This is a genomic window from Neisseria sp. P0018.S001 (assembly GCF_051957355.1).
In the GTDB taxonomy this organism is placed as follows: Bacteria; Pseudomonadota; Gammaproteobacteria; order Burkholderiales; family Neisseriaceae; genus Neisseria; species Neisseria subflava_A.
Genome location: NZ_JBQCWN010000008.1, coordinates 77,153 through 95,507 on the forward strand (window position 1 = coordinate 77,153; position 18,355 = coordinate 95,507).

Annotated in this window: 17 protein-coding genes; 13 read left to right on the forward strand and 4 right to left on the reverse strand. The window is 49.4% G+C overall.

Annotated elements, in window-relative coordinates:
* The first annotated feature begins 8 nt into the window (after positions 1-8).
* The 3 genes from ACTHTJ_RS07145 to ACTHTJ_RS07155 are packed head-to-tail and all read left to right on the forward strand — an operon-like array spanning position 9 to position 3,608.
* On the forward strand, positions 9-764 hold the full coding sequence (locus ACTHTJ_RS07145; protein ID WP_070585685.1) for a hypothetical protein: 756 nt from the start codon (positions 9-11) through the stop codon (positions 762-764).
* Between the two features lie 15 nt (positions 765-779).
* Entirely contained in the window at positions 780-2,483 is a 1,704-nt protein-coding gene (locus ACTHTJ_RS07150; protein ID WP_070585684.1) for an AMP-binding protein, read from the forward strand.
* Positions 2,484-2,519: 36 nt separating this feature from the next.
* Complete coding sequence (locus ACTHTJ_RS07155) at positions 2,520-3,608, forward strand: methyltransferase (RefSeq protein WP_070585683.1); 1,089 nt, start codon at positions 2,520-2,522, stop codon at positions 3,606-3,608.
* Positions 3,609-3,698: 90 nt separating this feature from the next.
* On the opposite strand, the gene ACTHTJ_RS07160 is transcribed toward ACTHTJ_RS07155, so the two are convergent.
* Positions 3,699-4,355 carry a cytochrome b/b6 domain-containing protein gene (locus tag ACTHTJ_RS07160; RefSeq protein ID WP_070645950.1) on the reverse strand — a complete coding sequence of 219 codons (657 nt, stop codon included), beginning with the start codon at positions 4,353-4,355 and terminating at the stop codon, positions 3,699-3,701.
* Between the two features lie 53 nt (positions 4,356-4,408).
* On the opposite strand from ACTHTJ_RS07160, the gene ACTHTJ_RS07165 reads away from it, so the two are divergent.
* Together ACTHTJ_RS07165 and ACTHTJ_RS07170 are read left to right on the forward strand one after the other, a co-directional pair.
* Positions 4,409-5,290: an NAD(P)H-hydrate dehydratase gene (locus tag ACTHTJ_RS07165; protein WP_070585680.1), complete on the forward strand. Its 882-nt coding sequence runs from the start codon at positions 4,409-4,411 to the stop codon at positions 5,288-5,290.
* Between the two features lie 150 nt (positions 5,291-5,440).
* On the forward strand, positions 5,441-6,388 hold the full coding sequence (locus tag ACTHTJ_RS07170) for a bile acid:sodium symporter family protein (protein ID WP_070585679.1): 948 nt from the start codon (positions 5,441-5,443) through the stop codon (positions 6,386-6,388).
* 97 nt (positions 6,389-6,485) lie between these two features.
* On the opposite strand, the gene ACTHTJ_RS07175 is transcribed toward ACTHTJ_RS07170, so the two are convergent.
* Complete coding sequence (locus ACTHTJ_RS07175; protein WP_070585678.1) at positions 6,486-7,049, reverse strand: YceI family protein; 564 nt, start codon at positions 7,047-7,049, stop codon at positions 6,486-6,488.
* Between the two features lie 278 nt (positions 7,050-7,327).
* On the opposite strand from ACTHTJ_RS07175, the gene ilvD reads away from it, so the two are divergent.
* The 7 genes from ilvD to ubiE all read left to right on the forward strand — a co-directional run bounded on the left by ilvD (position 7,328) and on the right by ubiE (position 12,638).
* A complete protein-coding gene (ilvD, locus tag ACTHTJ_RS07180) occupies positions 7,328-9,187 on the forward strand; it encodes a dihydroxy-acid dehydratase (RefSeq protein ID WP_070585677.1) in 1,860 nt (619 codons plus the stop codon).
* Between the two features lie 69 nt (positions 9,188-9,256).
* Positions 9,257-9,388: a hypothetical protein gene (locus tag ACTHTJ_RS07185; protein ID WP_256388404.1), complete on the forward strand. Its 132-nt coding sequence runs from the start codon at positions 9,257-9,259 to the stop codon at positions 9,386-9,388.
* A gap of 68 nt (positions 9,389-9,456) precedes the next feature.
* Positions 9,457-10,746 (forward strand): CAP domain-containing protein, encoded by a 1,290-nt coding sequence (locus tag ACTHTJ_RS07190; RefSeq protein ID WP_070585676.1) that lies wholly within the window; start codon positions 9,457-9,459, stop codon positions 10,744-10,746.
* A gap of 76 nt (positions 10,747-10,822) precedes the next feature.
* Positions 10,823-11,056 carry a cytochrome b6 gene (locus tag ACTHTJ_RS07195; protein WP_070585675.1) on the forward strand — a complete coding sequence of 78 codons (234 nt, stop codon included), beginning with the start codon at positions 10,823-10,825 and terminating at the stop codon, positions 11,054-11,056.
* A gap of 1 nt (position 11,057) precedes the next feature.
* Complete coding sequence (locus tag ACTHTJ_RS07200) at positions 11,058-11,489, forward strand: gamma-butyrobetaine hydroxylase-like domain-containing protein (protein ID WP_049344227.1); 432 nt, start codon at positions 11,058-11,060, stop codon at positions 11,487-11,489.
* Between the two features lie 22 nt (positions 11,490-11,511).
* Positions 11,512-11,871, forward strand: coding sequence for an MBL fold metallo-hydrolase (locus ACTHTJ_RS07205; protein WP_070585673.1), 360 nt, complete (start codon positions 11,512-11,514; stop codon positions 11,869-11,871).
* A 29-nt stretch (positions 11,872-11,900) separates the two neighbouring features.
* On the forward strand, positions 11,901-12,638 hold the full coding sequence (gene ubiE, locus ACTHTJ_RS07210) for a bifunctional demethylmenaquinone methyltransferase/2-methoxy-6-polyprenyl-1,4-benzoquinol methylase UbiE (protein WP_004519946.1): 738 nt from the start codon (positions 11,901-11,903) through the stop codon (positions 12,636-12,638).
* Between the two features lie 167 nt (positions 12,639-12,805).
* Here the strand turns inward: ubiE and ACTHTJ_RS07215 are convergent, their stop codons facing one another.
* Positions 12,806-13,933, reverse strand: coding sequence for a polyamine ABC transporter substrate-binding protein (locus ACTHTJ_RS07215; RefSeq protein ID WP_440360865.1), 1,128 nt, complete (start codon positions 13,931-13,933; stop codon positions 12,806-12,808).
* Between the two features lie 250 nt (positions 13,934-14,183).
* Between ACTHTJ_RS07215 and alaS the strand changes: the two genes are divergently transcribed.
* The gene (gene alaS / locus ACTHTJ_RS07220; RefSeq protein WP_440360866.1) at positions 14,184-17,078 is read left to right on the forward strand and encodes an alanine--tRNA ligase; all 2,895 of its coding nucleotides are present in this window, start codon (positions 14,184-14,186) and stop codon (positions 17,076-17,078) included.
* A gap of 40 nt (positions 17,079-17,118) precedes the next feature.
* Here the strand turns inward: alaS and ACTHTJ_RS07225 are convergent.
* On the reverse strand, positions 17,119-18,355 hold a 1,237-nt coding region (locus ACTHTJ_RS07225), incomplete at its 5' end, for an anti-phage dCTP deaminase (RefSeq protein WP_440362661.1).

Here is an 18,355-nt window from a genome sequence, read left to right on the forward strand (position 1 = left end):
TAACCATAATGAAAAAAATTATCCTACTCACCCTGATTTCCTTCACATTTACCGCATGTTCTTCGACATCTAAAACGCCTTTATCCCCTGAAGAAAAGGCAGAAGCCGAATACAAGAAAAATTATACGGAAGTTGCCAGCCACACCATCAAAACGCGCTCGGGAAACCTGACCGTCATTGACCGAATACACAATCGTTATTCTGACGATACCACAACCAGCAGCATGAATTTGATGATTATTCGGAAATCCAATACGGTAAAAGCAAGAGCTGCACAAACAGCCGTATTTACAGCAACTTTTGCATTATTCATTCTTGCCGGTAGTAGCGGTCATATTGCATATGAAGGCCCTGACCTGCTGGGCAAAAACAGTTTAAGCGGGAAGCCCATTAAACCGAATTTTGCGAATCCTGTTTTTGAACAATTCTCCCCAAAAGTTCGCGATTGGGCGGCAAAACGGTCATTTAAAGGCAATAGTGCCAATAAAAAACTATTTGTCCAACCGGGCCGTTTCTATTTGGTTTATGAAAAATTCAATAAACGAGACCGATTCTTTCTGAACAATGAAGTCAGCCTTTTTTTAGACGGACAAAGCGGCAAAACCGATCGGCTACTCCATTGCTTCAAAAGAAGTGAAAGCCATTCATTGGAAGAGTGGCAGGCAAATGATTACGAATTAGTATGCCAAACGACAAACAAACAATACGATGAATGCTTGGCCCAATTCAAAGAAGATACCAAGGCAAATACATCAAAATTATAAAACCTTAGAACCATCATGCACCTAACCCAAATTCTATCCCCCGACCTGCCCCAACACGACCTTATCGCCACGCATCCGAATTGGACGCGTGCTGATTTCAACCGTACGGTTTTTCATCTGTCAGGCCGTCTGAAACAGGCAGGCGTGCAAACTGCCGCGTTATGGTTTGACGATGCCGCGCTGTTTGCCTGTGCCGTGTTGGCAGTGTGGCATTCTGGCGGAAAAGTTTTATTGCTACCCAATTTGGCGCAAGACAATTTGGAGTGGGGAAAAACGGCAGAAGCGTTTTTAACGGATTCAACAGATAAAAAGCTGTCTTCAGACGGCCTGAATATCTGGCACTTGCCTGATGTATTAACTCAAACAGAATTGGAAGGGCTGAATACTTATCCTGAAAACCATCTGATTCCCGACCATGCCGGAGCATGGCTGAAAACATCAGGTTCCAGCGGTGAAGCGCAGATTATTGTGAAAACCGCCGCGCAAATGCAGGCAGAAGCTCTGACTTTGGCAAATACGCTGCCATTTGGACAACACAGTGAAACCGTGATCGGCAGCGTAATTCCGCAACATCTTTACGGCTTCACGTTCCGCTTCGCACTCGCACTGACAATGGGTTGGACTATGGAGCGACAGCAGGCGGTTTATCCGGAAAACCTGCTTTCCAGCACGGCCGCACACGATAAAGTGGTTTGGATTGCCAGTCCGGCCGTGCTCAACCGCTTGGGCAAAAACCGCAACTGGCAGAGTATCGGCCATAAAATTACAGGCATTGTCTCGGCCGGCGGTGCGTTGCCCGCAGCCACGGCGGATTTGCTGCAACAGGCTGCCGTACGCCCGTTTGAAGTTTATGGTAGTACCGAAACCGGCGTGATTGCCTCACGTTGCGAACGCCAAGAATGGCAGCCTTTCGAAGGCGTGGAAATCGGGCAAAACGAAGAAGGCGCACTGTGGGCTTCTTCGCCTTGGTCGCCCGAACCCCGCCAAACCGCCGATTTGATCGAGCCGCAAGATGACGGTTTTCTGTTACTCGGTCGCCAAGACCGCATTATTAAATTTGAGGACAAACGCGTGTCGCTGACCCAAATCGAACACGAACTTTTACAACACCCTTGGATTGCCGACGCCCACTGCGGCCGCCATCCGCAGCATCAACGCATTGCCATATGGGCGGCATTGAACGCAGACGGTATCGCCGCCTTACGCGAGAAAGGCCGTGCCGCGGTTGCTGATACGCTCAAACGCCATCTGGCCGCCACGCAGGACACCATCGCCCTGCCGCGCTACTGGCGTTTTACCGACAGCCTGCCGCGCAATGCCCAAGCCAAAATCGCCGCGGCGGATTTTCAGACGGCCTTTACCGTCGCCCAGACATCGCCCGTTTGGTCAAAAACATCATCTGACGATGAAACCAATATCGAAACTTTTATCGGGCGCGTGCCTTTGGATTTGGTTTATTTCGGCGGCCATTTTGCCACCTTCCCGCTGGTTCCAGGCGTGGTCGAGCTGCAATGGGTGCGCAATCTGATCGCGCCCAAGCCATGGAGTAAACAGCGTATCATCCGCATCGAAAATCTAAAATATCAGCAGTTTATCCGTCCTCACGATGAAGTGTCGGTGGAGCTGAAATACGATGAAGGTAAAAATAAACTGAGCTTTAAAATCAACAACGGAGAGCATCCGTGTGCATCAGGACGGATTGTGTTTGAGGCCGTCTGAATATACTTATTAACTTTTTAGTGGAAAACCAACAATATGCAACTCTTCCCTGCCCTAGAACAACGCTATTCCCACGAACACCAGTCCGCAGGCGAGGCTCAACGTCTGGCTCAAGAAATCGCTTTTGCACCGATTGTGTTCCAAGTTTCCCGCCTGATGGTGAAATTTGGCATTCTGGACTTGCTGAACGACCATCCAGACGGCCTCACTCAAGCCGAAATTGCTGAAAAAGCGAAAATCAGCAACTACGCGGCACAAGTCCTGCTGGAAGCTTCACTGTCTATCGGCACTGTCTTGACTCGCGACAACCGCTATTTCATCAGCAAGGCCGGTTGGTTTGTCCTCAAAGACAAAATGGCCCGCGTCAATATGGATTTCACGCAAGAAATCTGCTACCAAGGCATGTTTGACTTGGAAAAAACCCTGCAAACGGGCAAACCCGAAGGCCTGAAAGTATTCGGCGACTGGCCGACCATTTACGAAGGCCTGTCTTCATTGCCAAGCATCGCGCAGGAAAAATGGTTTGCATTCGACCATTATTATTCCGACAACTCCTTCGCCGAAGCACTGAACACCGTGTTCGCCAAGCCGGTTAAAAAACTGCTTGATGTCGGCGGCAATACCGGCCGCTGGGCGGAGCAATGTGTCAACCACAATGCCGAAGTCGAAGTAACCATCATGGATCTGCCGCAACAAATCGGCTTGATGCGCGAAGCGACTAAAGGCAAAAACGGCGCGGACCGTATCCACGCCCATCCGGCCAACCTGCTTGATCCTGAGATTCCGTTCCCAACCGGTTTTGACGCGATTTGGATGAGCCAATTCCTAGACTGTTTCACCGAGGAACAAGCCACCAGCATTCTTCAACGCGCCGCTGCATCCATGAGCGAAAACACCAGCCTCTACATCATGGAGCCTTTCTGGGACAGACAACGCTACGAAACCGCCGCCTACTGCCTGACCATGACCAGCCTGTATTTCACTGCCATGGCCAACGGCAACAGCAAAATCTTCCACTCTGAAGACTTGATCCGTTGCGTTGAAAAAGCCGGATTGAAAGTAGCGGAAGTTTCAGACGGCATCGGCCGCGGCCACAGCATCTTGCGCTGCGTTAAGGCCGTCTGAACATCATCTTTTAAACCCTAAAAATAAACCGACCCTGACAGCCATTTCAGCTATCGGGGTCGGTTTGTTTTAGGTATCAGCCTTAAAACATCAACCGCGCAACATCCATACTGCACACACTAAAACAATCGCCACCGACAAAGCGGCAAGCAGTTGCCCCATTCCGGCCAATTTAGGCTGCTGGACATCGATGGTTTTAAAGCCGTTAATCATCGGCGTAATCAAATCCTGTTTTTTCACAAAGCGATACAGCAAAACAGCTGCAATATGTACGCCCACCAAAACAGCTAAGACATTAAAGAAATTGACATGGATTTTTCGCACCAGCGTACCGGCGTGTTCGCTGACCAAATAATTTAAAAAGCCGGAATTGGTAAACGTATTTTCATCGGCGGCAAATAAGCCTGTGGCCGTCTGAAAAACCAGGGCGGCCAATAAAGCAATGACCATCAGCGCGCCCAAAGGATTGTGGCCGACCAATTCGTCTTCAGACATCTGGCCTTGCGTATAGCGGCGGATTTCGGAAAACGGGCGCACAAATCGGCTGAATTTTGCCGTATCGCTGCCCCAAATCCCCCAACACAAGCGGAAAACCACCAAAGCCAGCATAAACAAACCGCCGCGCAAGTGCCATACCAGCATATCGCCGCCTTGGGTTGCGCTGTACCACATGAATCCCATCAATAACACCAAGAGCCAATGGAACAGGCGCGTAGGTGCGTCCCAAACTTTTATTTTTTGCTTCATTACCTTTTACTTTCTGATTTAAAATTAAATTTCTTATCTTGGAAGGTTACGCCATGCAGCCCATCTACACGCTTCCCGAATCGCTTCAAGCTTTTCAGACGGCCTTAGCATTTCCTGACGTATTCCGCCCCCGCATCCAAGAATCGCACAAAGGCACATACGGCACACTTGCCATTATCGGAGGCGCAACAGGAATGAGCGGTGCGGTGGTTTTGGCAGCCACAGCCGCCATGTATCAAGGGTGCGGCAAGGTTTGGGCGGGTTTCAACCAAGCCACGCTGCCCTTTGCCATCATTCCCGAACGCCCTGAAATCATGCTCGCCACTGTAACCCAACTGATGGAGCGCAACGATGTCGGCGCACGCGTAATCGGCTGCGGCTTTGGTTTGGACGGATTATCAGAGCAGCTGCTGCCCCAAATCCTGTCGACACACCACGACCAGCCTTTATTGCTCGATGCCGATGCTTTGACACTGCTTGCCCGTTCTTCCGAATTGGCCGAACGCCTCAAATCGTACAAACATATCGTCCTAACACCTCATCCGGCAGAAGCTGCACGCCTACTCGGTACCGATACCCAATCAGTTCAAGCCGACAGGCAAAAAGCCGTAACCGAAATCAGCCGTAAATATGGCGCAACCGTCGTATTGAAAGGCCATCATACATTGGTGGCCACGGCAGACGGCATAGTCTATACCAACACCAGCGGCAATGCCGGTTTGGCCACCGCCGGCAGCGGCGATGTCTTGAGCGGCATTATCGGCAGCCTGCTGGCACAAGGCATTCCGACATTCCAAGCCGCCTGCGCAGGCGTATGGCTGCATGGTGCAGCGGCCGATGTCATCAAACACAGCGGCCAAATCGAAACCGGGATGCTCGCCGGAGAAATCGCACCTGCCGCCCGATGGCTGCGCAATATTTTATCAAAAGAATAATGCTGTCTATATCATAAATACAAATTGCAGGCCGTCTGAAAATCAATCCTTATTTTCAGACGGCCTGGTTTATTTTTAAGTCATTTTGCAAATTAAGGTTAAGGCGTGTATCCTTGACTTCCCTTAAAAACAACTTCACAACATATTATCATGAGTATCTTCAATAAAATCAGCAACTTTATTGGAAAAACATTTTCCCTTTGGGCTGCGCTCTTTGCCGGTATCGCTTTTTTCGCACCCGATACCTTCAAATGGGTCGGCCCTTACATTCCTTGGCTTCTGGGCATCATCATGTTCGGTATGGGCTTGACGCTCAAACCTTCCGACTTCGATATTTTGTTTAAACGCCCCAAAGCCGTCATCATCGGTGTGATTGCCCAATTCGCCATCATGCCTGCAACCGCCTATCTGCTGGCCAAGCTGTTGAACCTGCCTGCCGAAATCGCGGTCGGTGTGATTTTGGTCGGCTGCTGCCCGGGCGGTACGGCTTCCAATGTAATGACTTATCTGGCGCGCGGCAATGTGGCTTTGTCGGTTGCCGTTACATCGGTTTCTACTCTGATTTCTCCATTGCTTACCCCCGCTATCTTCCTGATGCTTGCCGGTGAAATGCTGGAAATACAAGCGGGCAGTATGTTGATGTCCATCGTCAAAATGGTTTTGTTCCCCATCGTTTTGGGCTTGATTGTCCATAAAGTCTTGGGCAACAAAACTGAAAAACTGACCGACGCGCTGCCACTGGTTTCCGTTGCCGCCATTGTACTGATTATCGGCGCGGTTGTCGGTGCCAGCAAAGGCAAGATTATTGAAAGCGGCCTGTTGATTTTTGCCGTTGTCGTACTTCACAACGGCATCGGCTATCTGCTCGGCTTCTTTGCCGCCAAATGGACCGGCCTGCCTTATGATGCACAAAAAACGCTGGCCATCGAAGTCGGTATGCAAAACTCAGGCTTAGGCGCCGCGCTTGCCGCCGCACACTTTGCCGCCGCTCCGGTTGTTGCCGTTCCCAGCGCATTGTTCAGCGTGTGGCACAATATCTCCGGCTCGCTCCTGGCAACTTATTGGGCAGCCAAAGCCGATAAAAATAAAGAATCCTAAACGTCTTTAATCATAAGGCCGTCTGAACAGGGATAAACGAAATCAACGATTTCTGCCTTACCTGTTCAGACGGCCTTTATTTTGAAATCAAGCAGGATTATTGTTTGGCTGCTTCGATTTGGATATTGATGTTTACTTTTTTGCTCATACCGGCACTCACTAAATAATCCAAGCCCCATTTGGTACGGTCGATGGTGGTACTGAAGTCGCCGCCGCATACTTCTGCTTTTAACATCGGGCTTTGGTAGCAGTTGAATTTATCGGCTTTGAGTTTTACCGGCGCAGTTTTGCCGTTCATGGTCAGATTGCCGTCAACGGAAAGCAGTTTTTTGCCGTTGAAATTGAATTTGGTGGATACAAAACGGATTTCAGGGTATTTGTCTGCATTGAAAATATCGGCAGATTTCAAATGTTGGGTAAAGTGATCAGAACCGGTTTGCAGTTTGGACAAAGGCAATACGATATCGATAGAGCCTTGGCGTTTGGCACGATCAAATTCCAAATTGCCGGTCAAACCATAAATACCGCCGACGTTGGTGCTGGTGTTGAAATGGTCGATGGCAAAGCGGGCATTGGCATGAAATTCGTCCACTTTATAAACAGCGGCAGACGCAGCAGAAGCCAACATGGCCGAACACAATGCAAACATGATTTTTTTCATCGTCTTATCCTTAGAAATGTGAGAAGTTCCCTATCATATCACTTTTTGATGCTAACATCTTTTGCAACTGAGAAAGACAGCGTTTTATCCTAAGAAAACTTCAGGCCGTCTGAACGAGAGGACAGCAAATTCAGGTGAAGCAAATACAGTTTAGTTTTATTACAAAATAGCGTGCTTCATCGCTCGTAATTGGTATAAAATAGCCAGTTATTTCTACAACGGGCCGCCAACCAACCAGCCTATTTCAGACGGCCTCAGCATAAAACAAAGGAACAAAAATGCCTGAATACCGCTCCAAAACCTCTACCCACGGCCGCAATATGGCAGGCGCGCGCGCATTGTGGCGTGCGACCGGCGTAATGGAAACCGACTTCGGCAAACCGATTATCGCCATTGCCAACTCCTTCACCCAATTCGTCCCAGGCCATGTGCACCTGCACAATATGGGCCAACTGGTTGCCCGTGAAATCGAAAAAGCCGGCGGCATTGCCAAAGAATTCAACACCATCGCCATTGACGACGGTATCGCCATGGGTCACAGCGGTATGCTCTACTCCCTGCCCAGCCGCGACCTGATTGCCGACTCCATCGAATACATGGTCAACGCCCACTGCGCCGACGCGCTGGTGTGCATTTCCAACTGCGACAAAATTACCCCGGGCATGCTGATTGCCGCCATGCGCCTGAACATTCCGACCATCTTCGTTTCCGGCGGCCCGATGGAAGCCGGTAAAGTTATCGGCGTGGCCAATATTCAACCCGAACGCCGTTTGGACTTGATCGACGCTATGATCGAATCGGCTGACGACAATATCAGCGACAAACAAGTCAAAGAAGTCGAGCAAAACGCCTGCCCGACTTGCGGCTCCTGCTCCGGCATGTTTACCGCCAACTCCATGAACTGCCTGACTGAAGCACTCGGCCTTTCCCTGCCGGGCAACGGTTCATACTTGGCGACCCACGCAGGCCGCAAAGAATTGTTCCTCGAAGCAGGCCGCATGATTGTCGAAATCACCAAACGCTACTACGAACAAGACGACGAAACCGTATTGCCGCGCAGCATTGCCACTAAAAAAGCATTTGAAAACGCCATGACCATGGACATCGCCATGGGTGGCTCTACCAATACCATTTTGCACCTGTTGGCCGTCGCCAACGAAGCCGGTGTCGATTTCAAAATGGCAGACATCGACCGCTTAAGCCGCGTTGTACCTTGCATCTGCAAAACCGCGCCAAACAATCACGACTACTATATGGAAGACGTGCACCGCGCCGGTGGCATCTTCGCCATCCTGAAAGAATTGGACAAAGCAGGAAAACTGCACACCGACGTGTACACCATCCACGCGCCGACACTGAAAGACGCGATTGAAAAATGGGACGTGACCAACCCTGAAAACACCCATGCCATCGAGCGTTTCAAAGCAGCTCCCGGCGGCGTGCGCACTACTCAGGCGTTCTCGCAAAACCGTATGTGGAAAACCCTCGATCTCGACCGCGAAAAAGGCTGTATCCGCGATGTCGAACATGCCTACTCGCAAGATGGTGGCTTGGCAGTATTGTTCGGCAACATCGCAGAACGCGGTTGCGTAGTGAAAACCGCAGGCGTGGACGAGAGCATCCTCAAATTTACCGGTCGCGCCCGCGTATTTGAAAGCCAAGAAGATGCAGTAGAAGGCATTTTGGGCAACCAAATCGTGGCTGGCGATATCGTCATCATCCGCTACGAAGGCCCTAAAGGCGGCCCGGGCATGCAAGAAATGCTGTACCCGACTTCTTACCTGAAATCCAAAGGTTTGGGCAAAGCCTGCGCCCTCCTGACTGACGGCCGCTTCTCCGGTGGTACTTCCGGCTTGTCAATCGGCCACGCTTCGCCTGAAGCGGCAGAAGGCGGCGCAATCGGTTTGGTACACGAAGGCGACACCATCGAAATCGACATTCCAAACCGCAGCATCCACCTTGTCATTTCCGATGAAGAGCTTGCCGCACGCCGTGCCGAAATGGAAGCACGCGGCAGCAAAGCGTGGAAACCGGAAAACCGCGACCGCTACGTCTCCGCAGCCCTGCGTGCCTACGGCGCGATGGCGACTTCTGCCGACAAAGGCGCAGTACGCGACGTATCGCAAATCGAACGTTAATTAACCTGACTTTAAGGCCGTCTGAACGCTTTCAAGTGTTTCAGACGGCCTTCATTCAAACGGACACATATGGACAAATTCATTTTAGCGATGATCGGCATGGCCATTGCCCTGTTGATTATTATTGGTGGCGGATTTATCGCTGTCGAATATTTCAAATCCCACCCTGAAGCATTCCAAGTCAAGCCGCTATCAAAATAATCATTTAACGGCATGAGTTTCAAGGGGAAAGAGCCGCAGCTCAAGGCCGTCTGAACGCAGCACATATAATGAAACACATTCTTTACTGGCTGGGTGGTTTTGCCGTCGCCCTCGGCATATTCCAATACTACGAAACCCATCGCTATTCCGAAGACCAGCTCATTTACGCCCGACCGCCGCAAAATCGTACTGCCGTTGCCGATTTTGACGCCTTGGCGTATTTAAATTTCCTCCGCTCCTCAGCCAATCTGCCCGCACTGGCGCACTCAGCCACACTCGAACGCGCCGCGCGCAATCATGCCCGCTATCTACTGCAAAACCCTGACGACGGACATGACGAACACAATACGCGCAATCCCTTTTATACAGGCCCACGCCCATCAGACCGCACGCGCAAAGCCGGTTATGCCTATAAAGGCGTGCATGAAAACGTCAGTACCGGCCAGCACCCGCCAAACGAAAAAATCAACGACCATCTACCTGCCCAACATCAGCTGGACAATCTGATGACGGCGATTTACCACCGCCTCTCCTTGCTCGATCAAAATATCGACGAGGCCGGAGCGGCATTTGAATCGCAAGGCAAACAAATCGCGCTCAGCATCAATCAAGGCGACAGCAGATTCAACAGCCTCTGCCAAAAAAACCGCCCCCTATCCAACCTCAGCCGTTCGTTTTATCAAGATGCCTGTCATGGCCATGCCATTGTTTATGCTGATGAAATCTCCAACCGCAAATTCCGGCCTTACATCACCTATCCGCAAGGCAATTTTGCCTCGCCGGTTTTCCATGGCGAACGTCCCGACCCTATGCCGCATTATGAAATGACCGGCAATCCGGTCAGCATCGCCTTCTCAGAACAATCGCCTCCGGTCAAAATGCGTTCGTTCAAACTGTATCAGGGCACAAAAGAAATCAGAGACGTCAAAATCTTAGATAAAGATAATGACCCAAACCGCCTCCTGACCGAACGCCAATTTGCGCTGTTTCCTTTACAGCCATTGGAATACGACACCGACTACCGTGCCGTGTTCGAATACCGTCAAAACGGAAAAGACAAAACAGCCGAATGGACATTCAGCACGCAAAAACCCGATTACCCTTACTTCATCGTCAAAGGCGGCGAAACGCTGGCCATCGAATCCGGACAAAAATATTTTATCCATTGGCAGGATTTTTGGTGCTTGAAGCAATGCGAACGCTACAACTACCGCATGAACCGCGACACCCAAATCGACATTATCGAACGACAGGCCGGCGGCATCATTATCCGTGTCAACGGAAGCAAAGGCAGCAGCATCCGCTTAATGCCCGAAGGCGAAGACAGGCGCGCCATTACACTTTATTTATGGAAATAAAGCCGTTTTCAGACGGCATGAAGCACCAAAAAGCTGATAAAATACCGCCTCACCACCCTACGGCAAGCTATCTAACATGACCAAACATCCGCAAACAGCAGCCAATACCCGCTATGCCTTTGCCAGCATTGCCGCCATGTTGGCCGCGTTTTTACTGTTCGTTGCCGTGATGTTGCTGCCTTTGGGACTGACGGCGGGCACGCAAGTGAGCCTGATACGGTTTTCACTCTACGCAATCGTGCTGTTTGCCGTACTTGGCGGTATTTTTTCTGTACGCGTTGCCTATTTGCGTAAAAAGAACGGAGCATGACATGACCCAAGCCGATAAAATTCCACAAGAAATCCGCCTCCAGCAAGAGCGACGCGTACTGACTTTGGTCTATGTTGACGGTGCCAAGAGCCTTCCTGCCGAATACCTGCGCGTGTACTCGCCCAGCGCGGAAGTGCGCGGACACGGTGCCGGTCAAGATGTTTTGCAAACAGGCAAAGCCGAAGTCAGCATTACCGATTTAGACCCTGTCGGCCAATACGCCTTGAAAATTACTTTTTCAGACGGCCACGACAGCGGCCTTTACGATTGGGACTATCTCTACCGACTGGCGCACAATCAAGACGCACTTTGGCAAGACTATCTCGACCGCCTCGAAAAGGCCGGCGCGTCTAGAACACCAAGTGCCGAAGATTTGAAACCCAAACGCACACATTCCTGCGGTAGCGGCGGTTGCGGCGGAAAGGCCGTCTGAAAAAAGGCGAAGCCGACATTGGATGACGGCAGAATCATTGACGGCAAAGCGTTCCTCCCCGCCTAAAAAAGGACGGGTAGCGGCTATCTTCGGCGATACCAAAGCCTGTCCGCGTGCAGTGCGCGCCGCACAAAACGCAGACGTTTTGGTGCATGAAGCAACCTTTGCCGCAGGCGATGAAGAGACAGCGGAACGAGTGTTCCATTCGACCGTATCCGATGCCGCCAAGCTGGCTTTGCAAGCCAATGTGAAACAACTTTACCTGACCCACATCAGCGCACGTTATACCGAAGAAGAGCAACATCTGATGCTGGAGCAGCAGGCACAAACAATATTTCCCGCGTCGAAAGTGGTTGGCGATTTCGACGTATTCGATATCTGAATCCGTATTATTTTAAGAAGGCAGACACTATGAGCGACCACAAAACCCATTTCGGCTTCTCTACCGTTGACGAAGACGAAAAAGCAGGCAAAGTTGCCGAAGTCTTCCACTCCGTGGCAAAAAACTACGACATTATGAATGACGTAATGTCCGGCGGTCTGCACCGTGTTTGGAAACATTTCACCATCAATACTGCCCGCCTGAAAAAAGGCGACAAAGTATTGGACATCGCCGGCGGTACAGGCGATTTGTCCCGAGGCTGGGCGAAACGTGTGGGCAAAGAAGGCGAAGTTTGGCTGACAGACATCAACTCCTCCATGCTGACGGTCGGCCGCGACCGCTTGCTCAACGAAGGCATGATTCTGCCCGTATCGTTGGCAGACGCTGAAAAATTGCCGTTCCCCGACAACTATTTCAATCTGGTTTCCGTCGCATTCGGCCTGCGCAACATGACGCACAAAGATGCCGCGCTGAAAGAAATGTACCGCGTATTGAAACCGGGAGGCACCCTGCTGGTGTTGGAATTCTCCAAAGTGTACAAACCTTTGGAAGGCGTATACGACCTCTACTCTTTCAAACTGTTGCCGATTATGGGCAAACTGATTGCCAAAGATGCCGACAGCTACCAATACCTCGCTGAGTCCATCCGTATGCACCCCGACCAAGAAACCTTGAAGCAAATGATGCTGGATGCAGGCTTCGACAGCGTGGATTACCACAACATGAGCGCAGGCATCGTTGCCCTGCATAAAGGCGTGAAATTCTAAGGCCGTCTGAAGCAAACACAAAGGGCGTGATTGATAAACACGCCCTTTGTTTTTTAAACCTTACCCAAGCCAATCTGATACAAACCAAAGGCCGTCTGAACAGCCGTAAAACGAAATCAAGGATTTCGGTTACACCATTCAGACGGCCTTAATATGTTCAAATCAGCTTATGTCCCTGCTTTCACGCTTTGCCATTGACGGACCATAAATTTCAACGCCGCCGGCTGGATAGGCACCATGATAAAGCTGTTTTTCAAATCCTCATCGGTCGGGAAAATCGTATTGTCGTTTCTAAACTCTTCATCCATCAGCTCTTGAGCCGGTTTACTGGACGGCGCATAAGTAACAAAATTGCCGTTTTTCGCCGCAACTTCAGGATCTAAGAAATCATTGATATACGCATGGGCATTGGCCACATGTTTGGCATCTTTCGGAATCACAAACGAATCCACCCAAATCCCCACGCCTTCTTTCGGCATCATCACACGGATTTTTTCCTTGCCACCCGCTTCTTCGGCACGGCGTTTGGCAATGTTCAAATCGCCTCCAAAACCAATCGTTACGCAAGTATCGCCGCGCGCCAAATCATCGATAAAACCGGACGAAGTAAAACGCTTGATATATGGACGGTTTTTCTTCAAGACTTCCGTAGCCGCCTTAATATCCGCCGTTTCGCTACTGTTTGGATTTTTACCCATATAGTTCAATACCATAGGATAAATCTCTGCTGCGCTGTCCAAATAGCTGATGCCGCATTGCTTGAGTTTGGACGTGTATTCGGGGTTAAACACCAAATCCCATTGATTGTCCGGCAGCTGATCCGTGCCCAAAGCCTTTTTCACACGCTCGGTATTGATAGCGAAGGTGTTAGTACCCCAATAAAACGGAACGGCATATTCGTGGTTCGGATCAACGCCTTCCATCAGTTTCATCAACTGAGGATTCAAGTTTTTATAGTTGGGAATCAGGGATTTGTCGATTTTCTGATACGCACCTGCCTTAATCTGCCTACCGACAAACGCATTGGAAGGACCTACGATGTCGTAACCCGACTTACCGGTCAACACCTTGCTCTCCAGCGTTTCATCGCTGTCATATACATCGTAAGTTACTGTGATACCGTGTTTTTTCTCAAACGCGGCAACCGTCTCGGGATCAACATATTCCGACCAGTTGTAAATGCTCAATACCTTTTGATTATCGGTTTGTGCCTTGTCGGCAGAAGTTTTGTCCGAGCCGCCGCAGCCGGCAAGTGCCAGCGCAGTCAGTACGATGAGGGGCAGATGTTTGGTCATTATCATTCCTTGCGTATCCGGTTGAAAATAGAGAGGCATTATAAAGCAGGCAAGCCCGAGCGGATAGGCTTCATTGTTAAAAGATATCGTCCCGCTTGAGGCCGTCTGAAAGACGGATTGCAACCAACTTAAAACCTTTCTGCCGATAGCTTGAAATATGGTTTTGCGGTAAGATAACGCCCATTCGTTTTTAATCGCAACGCGCCGTCCGGGCCGTCTGAAACCCTTGTAAAAAATTTATCGAGACATTATGAAAACCACCGAACTACGCCAAAAATTCCTGAAATTTTTCGAATCTAAAGGCCACACCATCGTCCGCTCCTCCTCGCTCGTGCCACACGACGACCCAACCCTGCTGTTTACCAACGCAGGTATGAACCAATTTAAAGACGTATTCCTCGGCTTTGACAAACGCCCCTACAACCGCGCCACTACCGCGCAAAAATGCGTACGTGCAGGCGGCAAACACAACGACTTGGAAAACGTAGGCTACACCGCCCGTCACCACACCTTCTTTGAAATGATGGGCAACTTCTCCTTCGGCGACTACTTCAAACGCGACGCGATCCACTTCGCTTGGGAATTTCTGACTTCCCCCGAATGGTTGAACATCCCTAAAGACAAACTCTTGGCGACCGTTTACGCAGAAGACGACGAAGCCTACAACATCTGGTTGAACGAAATCGGTATGCCTGCCGAACGCATCGTCCGCATCGGCGACAACAAAGGTGCGAAATACGCATCCGACAACTTCTGGCAAATGGGCGACACCGGCCCTTGCGGCCCTTGCTCCGAAATTTTCTACGACCACGGCGAAGAAATCTGGGGCGGCATTCCGGGCAGCCCTGAAGAAGACGGCGACCGCTGGATTGAAATTTGGAACTGCGTATTTATGCAGTTCAACCGCGACGAACAAGGCAATATGAATCCACTGCCTAAGCCTTCCGTCGATACCGGCATGGGCTTGGAGCGCATGGCCGCCGTCATGCAGCATGTTCACAGCAACTACGAAATCGACTTGTTCCAAGACCTGCTCAAAGCCGTTGCCCGCGAAACCGGCGCACCTTTCAGCATGGAAGAACCAAGCCTGAAAGTCATCGCCGACCACATCCGATCCTGCTCCTTCCTGATTGCAGACGGTGTCTTGCCTTCCAACGAAGGCCGCGGCTACGTATTGCGCCGCATCATCCGCCGCGCCGTGCGCCACGGTTACAAACTAGGCCAGAAACAGGCGTTTTTCTACAAACTCGTGCCCGATTTGGTGAAAGAAATGGGCGCCGCGTATCCTGAGTTGAAAGAGAAACAGACACAGATTATGGAAGCCTTGCGCGCGGAAGAAAGCCGCTTCGGCGAAACGCTGGAAAAAGGCATGGGCTTGTTCAACCAAGTGCTCAACGGCATGAAATTCCTGAAACTGGAAAGCTTGTTGCCGCAAGACGGTGTAGGCAAACCTCTGACATTGAAAACCGCAGATGGTGTGGAATTTACCGCCGCTTCCCGTGTTGCTCCGAGCAAAAAGCAAATCGTTATCCGTCCTCGAGTTTCAGGCAGCCTGAACGAAGGCATGTATATCGATTTGCAGGCTGCTTTGGAAACCGCCCATATTCCCGACGCGAAAAAACCGTTTGCCGAAGCCTTGAATACCTACTTGATGGACAACATCGCCAACAGCAAACTCGTTATCGGCGGCGAACACATCTTCAAACTCTACGACACCTACGGTTTCCCCTACGACCTAACCGCCGACATGGCGCGCGAACTGGGCATCGAACTGGACGAAGCAGGCTTCGAGCGTGAGATGGAAGCCCAACGCACACGCGCACGCGCCGCACAAAGCTTCAAAGCCAACGCTCAACTGCCTTACGAAGGCCAGGATACCGAGTTTAAAGGTTATAGCGAACGCCAAACCGAATCTAAAGTCCTCGCCCTCTACAAAGACGGCGAGCAAGTTAATGAATTGAACGAAGGCGACGAAGGTGCCATCGTAATCGACTTTACCCCGTTCTATGCAGAATCCGGCGGTCAAGTCGGCGACGTCGGCTATATCTTCGCAGGCGAAAACCGCTTTGAAGTACACGATACCCAAAAAATCAAAGCGGCCGTATTCGGCCAATTCGGCGTACAAACGTCAGGCCGTCTGAAAGTCGGCGACAGCGTTACCGCCAAAGTGGATGACGAAATCCGCAATGCCAATATGCGCAACCACAGCGCAACCCACTTGATGCACAAAGCCCTGCGCGATGTATTGGGCGAACACGTTGAACAAAAAGGCTCTTTGGTTACCGCCGAATCCACCCGTTTCGACATTTCCCATCCTCAAGCGGTAACTGCCGAAGAAATCGCCGAAGTAGAACGCCGCGTCAACGAAGCCATTTTGGCCAACGTTGCCGTCAATGCAGCCATTATGAGCATGGAAGATGCCCAAAAAACCGGCGCCATGATGCTCTTCGGCGAAAAATACGGCGACGAAGTACGCGTACTGCAAATGGGCGGTTTCTCTACCGAATTGTGCGGCGGTACACACGTTTCACGCACCGGCGACATCGGCCTCTTCAAAATCATCAGCGAAGGCGGTATTGCCGCAGGCGTACGCCGTATCGAAGCCATCACCGGCCTGAACGCACTCAAATGGGCGCAAGAACAAGAGCGTTTGGTGAAAGACATTATTGCCGAAACCAAAGCCCAAACCGAAAAAGACGTACTGGCGAAAATCCAAGCAGGCGCGGCACACGCCAAAGCATTGGAAAAAGAATTGGCACGCGCCAAAGCCGAACTCGCCGTCCACGCAGGCGCCAAACTCTTGGACGATGCAAAAGACCTGGGCGCAGCCAAACTCGTTGCCGCCCAAATCGAAGCCGATGCCGCAGCCCTGCGCGAAATCGTGACCGACTTGACCGGCAAATCAGAACAAGCCATCGTATTGCTCGCCGCAGTCAACGACGGCAAAGTTTCCCTGTGCGCAGGTGTATCCAAAGCCTTGACTGGCAAAGTCAAAGCAGGCGATCTGGTTAAATTTGCAGCCGAACAAGTCGGCGGCAAAGGCGGCGGCAGACCGGATTTGGCACAGGCAGGCGGCAGCGATGTGGAGAAACTGCCCGCGATGATTGAGAGTGTGAAAGATTGGGTCGGCGCGAAGCTGGCTTGATAATAAGGAAGGCAGCCTGAAAGGTTTTCAGGCTGCCTTTTTATTTTTCTTCTAATTCTTTTAATTTTTTTTGTATATCTTTCTCTATTTCCGATAAAGAATATATGTTTGATTGTAGTCTTAATACCGCATTTTTAGGCTTCCATTCAATAACTTTTCCCTTGTCTTTTCTAATGATTTCACTACCATAACCTTGTGATATAGAGAATAAATCAAGAAAACTACGAGGTCCAACTCCAACAAATGGAGTAAAGTTTAATTTATTTGGTTCCGTTTTATGGTTTTTTAATGTCATTGAATCTTTCCACAATTCTAGAGCTTTACTCTTAGGATAAGGTTCTATAAAAAATACTTCCTTGATTCCTGCTGCTACAATATGTTTTGCACAATTATGACATGGAAAAGTAGTAACAAAAATTGATGTTCCTACAGTAGAGTTATTTGTTCTCCCACAAGATAAAATTGCATCCATTTCAGCATGAACTACTCTTCCATACTCAGTAATATCTTTCAATGAACTCTTAGATACGATATCCCTAAGTTTTATCTTATTTTCCTTGTGTTGTTTATTTTCCTCATTAAAAAATGAATTAAATTCATGAATTATTTTTTCTGATATTTCGTTTATAATTTTCTGTTTTTCAATTTGATTGGAATCAAATCCAATTTGATAGTCTCTACCATATTCTATATCATATATTTCACCATTTTTTTCATTGTATTCAGGCCAGTACTGGCCACCACCAAATTTAGGAATATCGTTTGCGCCTGTAGCTATGATATTTCTATCCTTGCTAATTACAGCACCAACTTGTCGAGATAAGTCAGCAGATCTCAAACTTGAAATATATGCCATATACATTGAGAACTCATTAGCTGTTGGAGTAATATAAGGATGTCCAAATATCAAATTTAAAAACCTTTTGCATGAATTTTTTATATGTTCATTTGTTTTATTATCAAATTTTATAAAATAATCAGCTAAATGAAAGGCATCTCGCGTGTGTTGACCATAATCATTATTTTCCCCTTCATCTCTTTCCATGAGTTTTATTGCCTGTTCTGATGTCATACCTATTCCATTTATTAAAACATCTTCACGAATTTCTTTTGATTCATATAGTGATATTTGATAGAAATTTTTATTGTATATTTCTCTAAGGAATTTTATTTCTTCATCATGCTTTAGTGAGTTTATAATAAAAGCTATTCTTTTTATTCCTGAGCTTTCTTTTCTTTTTTGAGCAATTAAATTAACTACCTTAAGAGCTAAATAA

Bases quoted from the DNA above. Each gene is read 5' to 3' on its own strand.
- ACTHTJ_RS07145 (WP_070585685.1), top strand. From the start codon at position 9: ATGAAAAAAATTATCCTACTCACCCTGATTTCCTTCACATTTACCGCA.
- ACTHTJ_RS07150 (WP_070585684.1), top strand. From the start codon at position 780: ATGCACCTAACCCAAATTCTATCCCCCGACCTGCCCCAACACGACCTT.
- ACTHTJ_RS07155 (WP_070585683.1), top strand. From the start codon at position 2,520: ATGCAACTCTTCCCTGCCCTAGAACAACGCTATTCCCACGAACACCAG.
- ACTHTJ_RS07160 (WP_070645950.1), bottom strand. From the start codon at position 4,355: ATGAAGCAAAAAATAAAAGTTTGGGACGCACCTACGCGCCTGTTCCAT.
- ACTHTJ_RS07165 (WP_070585680.1), top strand. From the start codon at position 4,409: ATGCAGCCCATCTACACGCTTCCCGAATCGCTTCAAGCTTTTCAGACG.
- ACTHTJ_RS07170 (WP_070585679.1), top strand. From the start codon at position 5,441: ATGAGTATCTTCAATAAAATCAGCAACTTTATTGGAAAAACATTTTCC.
- ACTHTJ_RS07175 (WP_070585678.1), bottom strand. From the start codon at position 7,049: ATGAAAAAAATCATGTTTGCATTGTGTTCGGCCATGTTGGCTTCTGCT.
- ilvD (WP_070585677.1), top strand. From the start codon at position 7,328: ATGCCTGAATACCGCTCCAAAACCTCTACCCACGGCCGCAATATGGCA.
- ACTHTJ_RS07185 (WP_256388404.1), top strand. From the start codon at position 9,257: ATGGACAAATTCATTTTAGCGATGATCGGCATGGCCATTGCCCTGTTG.
- ACTHTJ_RS07190 (WP_070585676.1), top strand. From the start codon at position 9,457: ATGAAACACATTCTTTACTGGCTGGGTGGTTTTGCCGTCGCCCTCGGC.
- ACTHTJ_RS07195 (WP_070585675.1), top strand. From the start codon at position 10,823: ATGACCAAACATCCGCAAACAGCAGCCAATACCCGCTATGCCTTTGCC.
- ACTHTJ_RS07200 (WP_049344227.1), top strand. From the start codon at position 11,058: ATGACCCAAGCCGATAAAATTCCACAAGAAATCCGCCTCCAGCAAGAG.
- ACTHTJ_RS07205 (WP_070585673.1), top strand. From the start codon at position 11,512: ATGACGGCAGAATCATTGACGGCAAAGCGTTCCTCCCCGCCTAAAAAA.
- ubiE (WP_004519946.1), top strand. From the start codon at position 11,901: ATGAGCGACCACAAAACCCATTTCGGCTTCTCTACCGTTGACGAAGAC.
- ACTHTJ_RS07215 (WP_440360865.1), bottom strand. From the start codon at position 13,933: ATGACCAAACATCTGCCCCTCATCGTACTGACTGCGCTGGCACTTGCC.
- alaS (WP_440360866.1), top strand. From the start codon at position 14,184: ATGAAAACCACCGAACTACGCCAAAAATTCCTGAAATTTTTCGAATCT.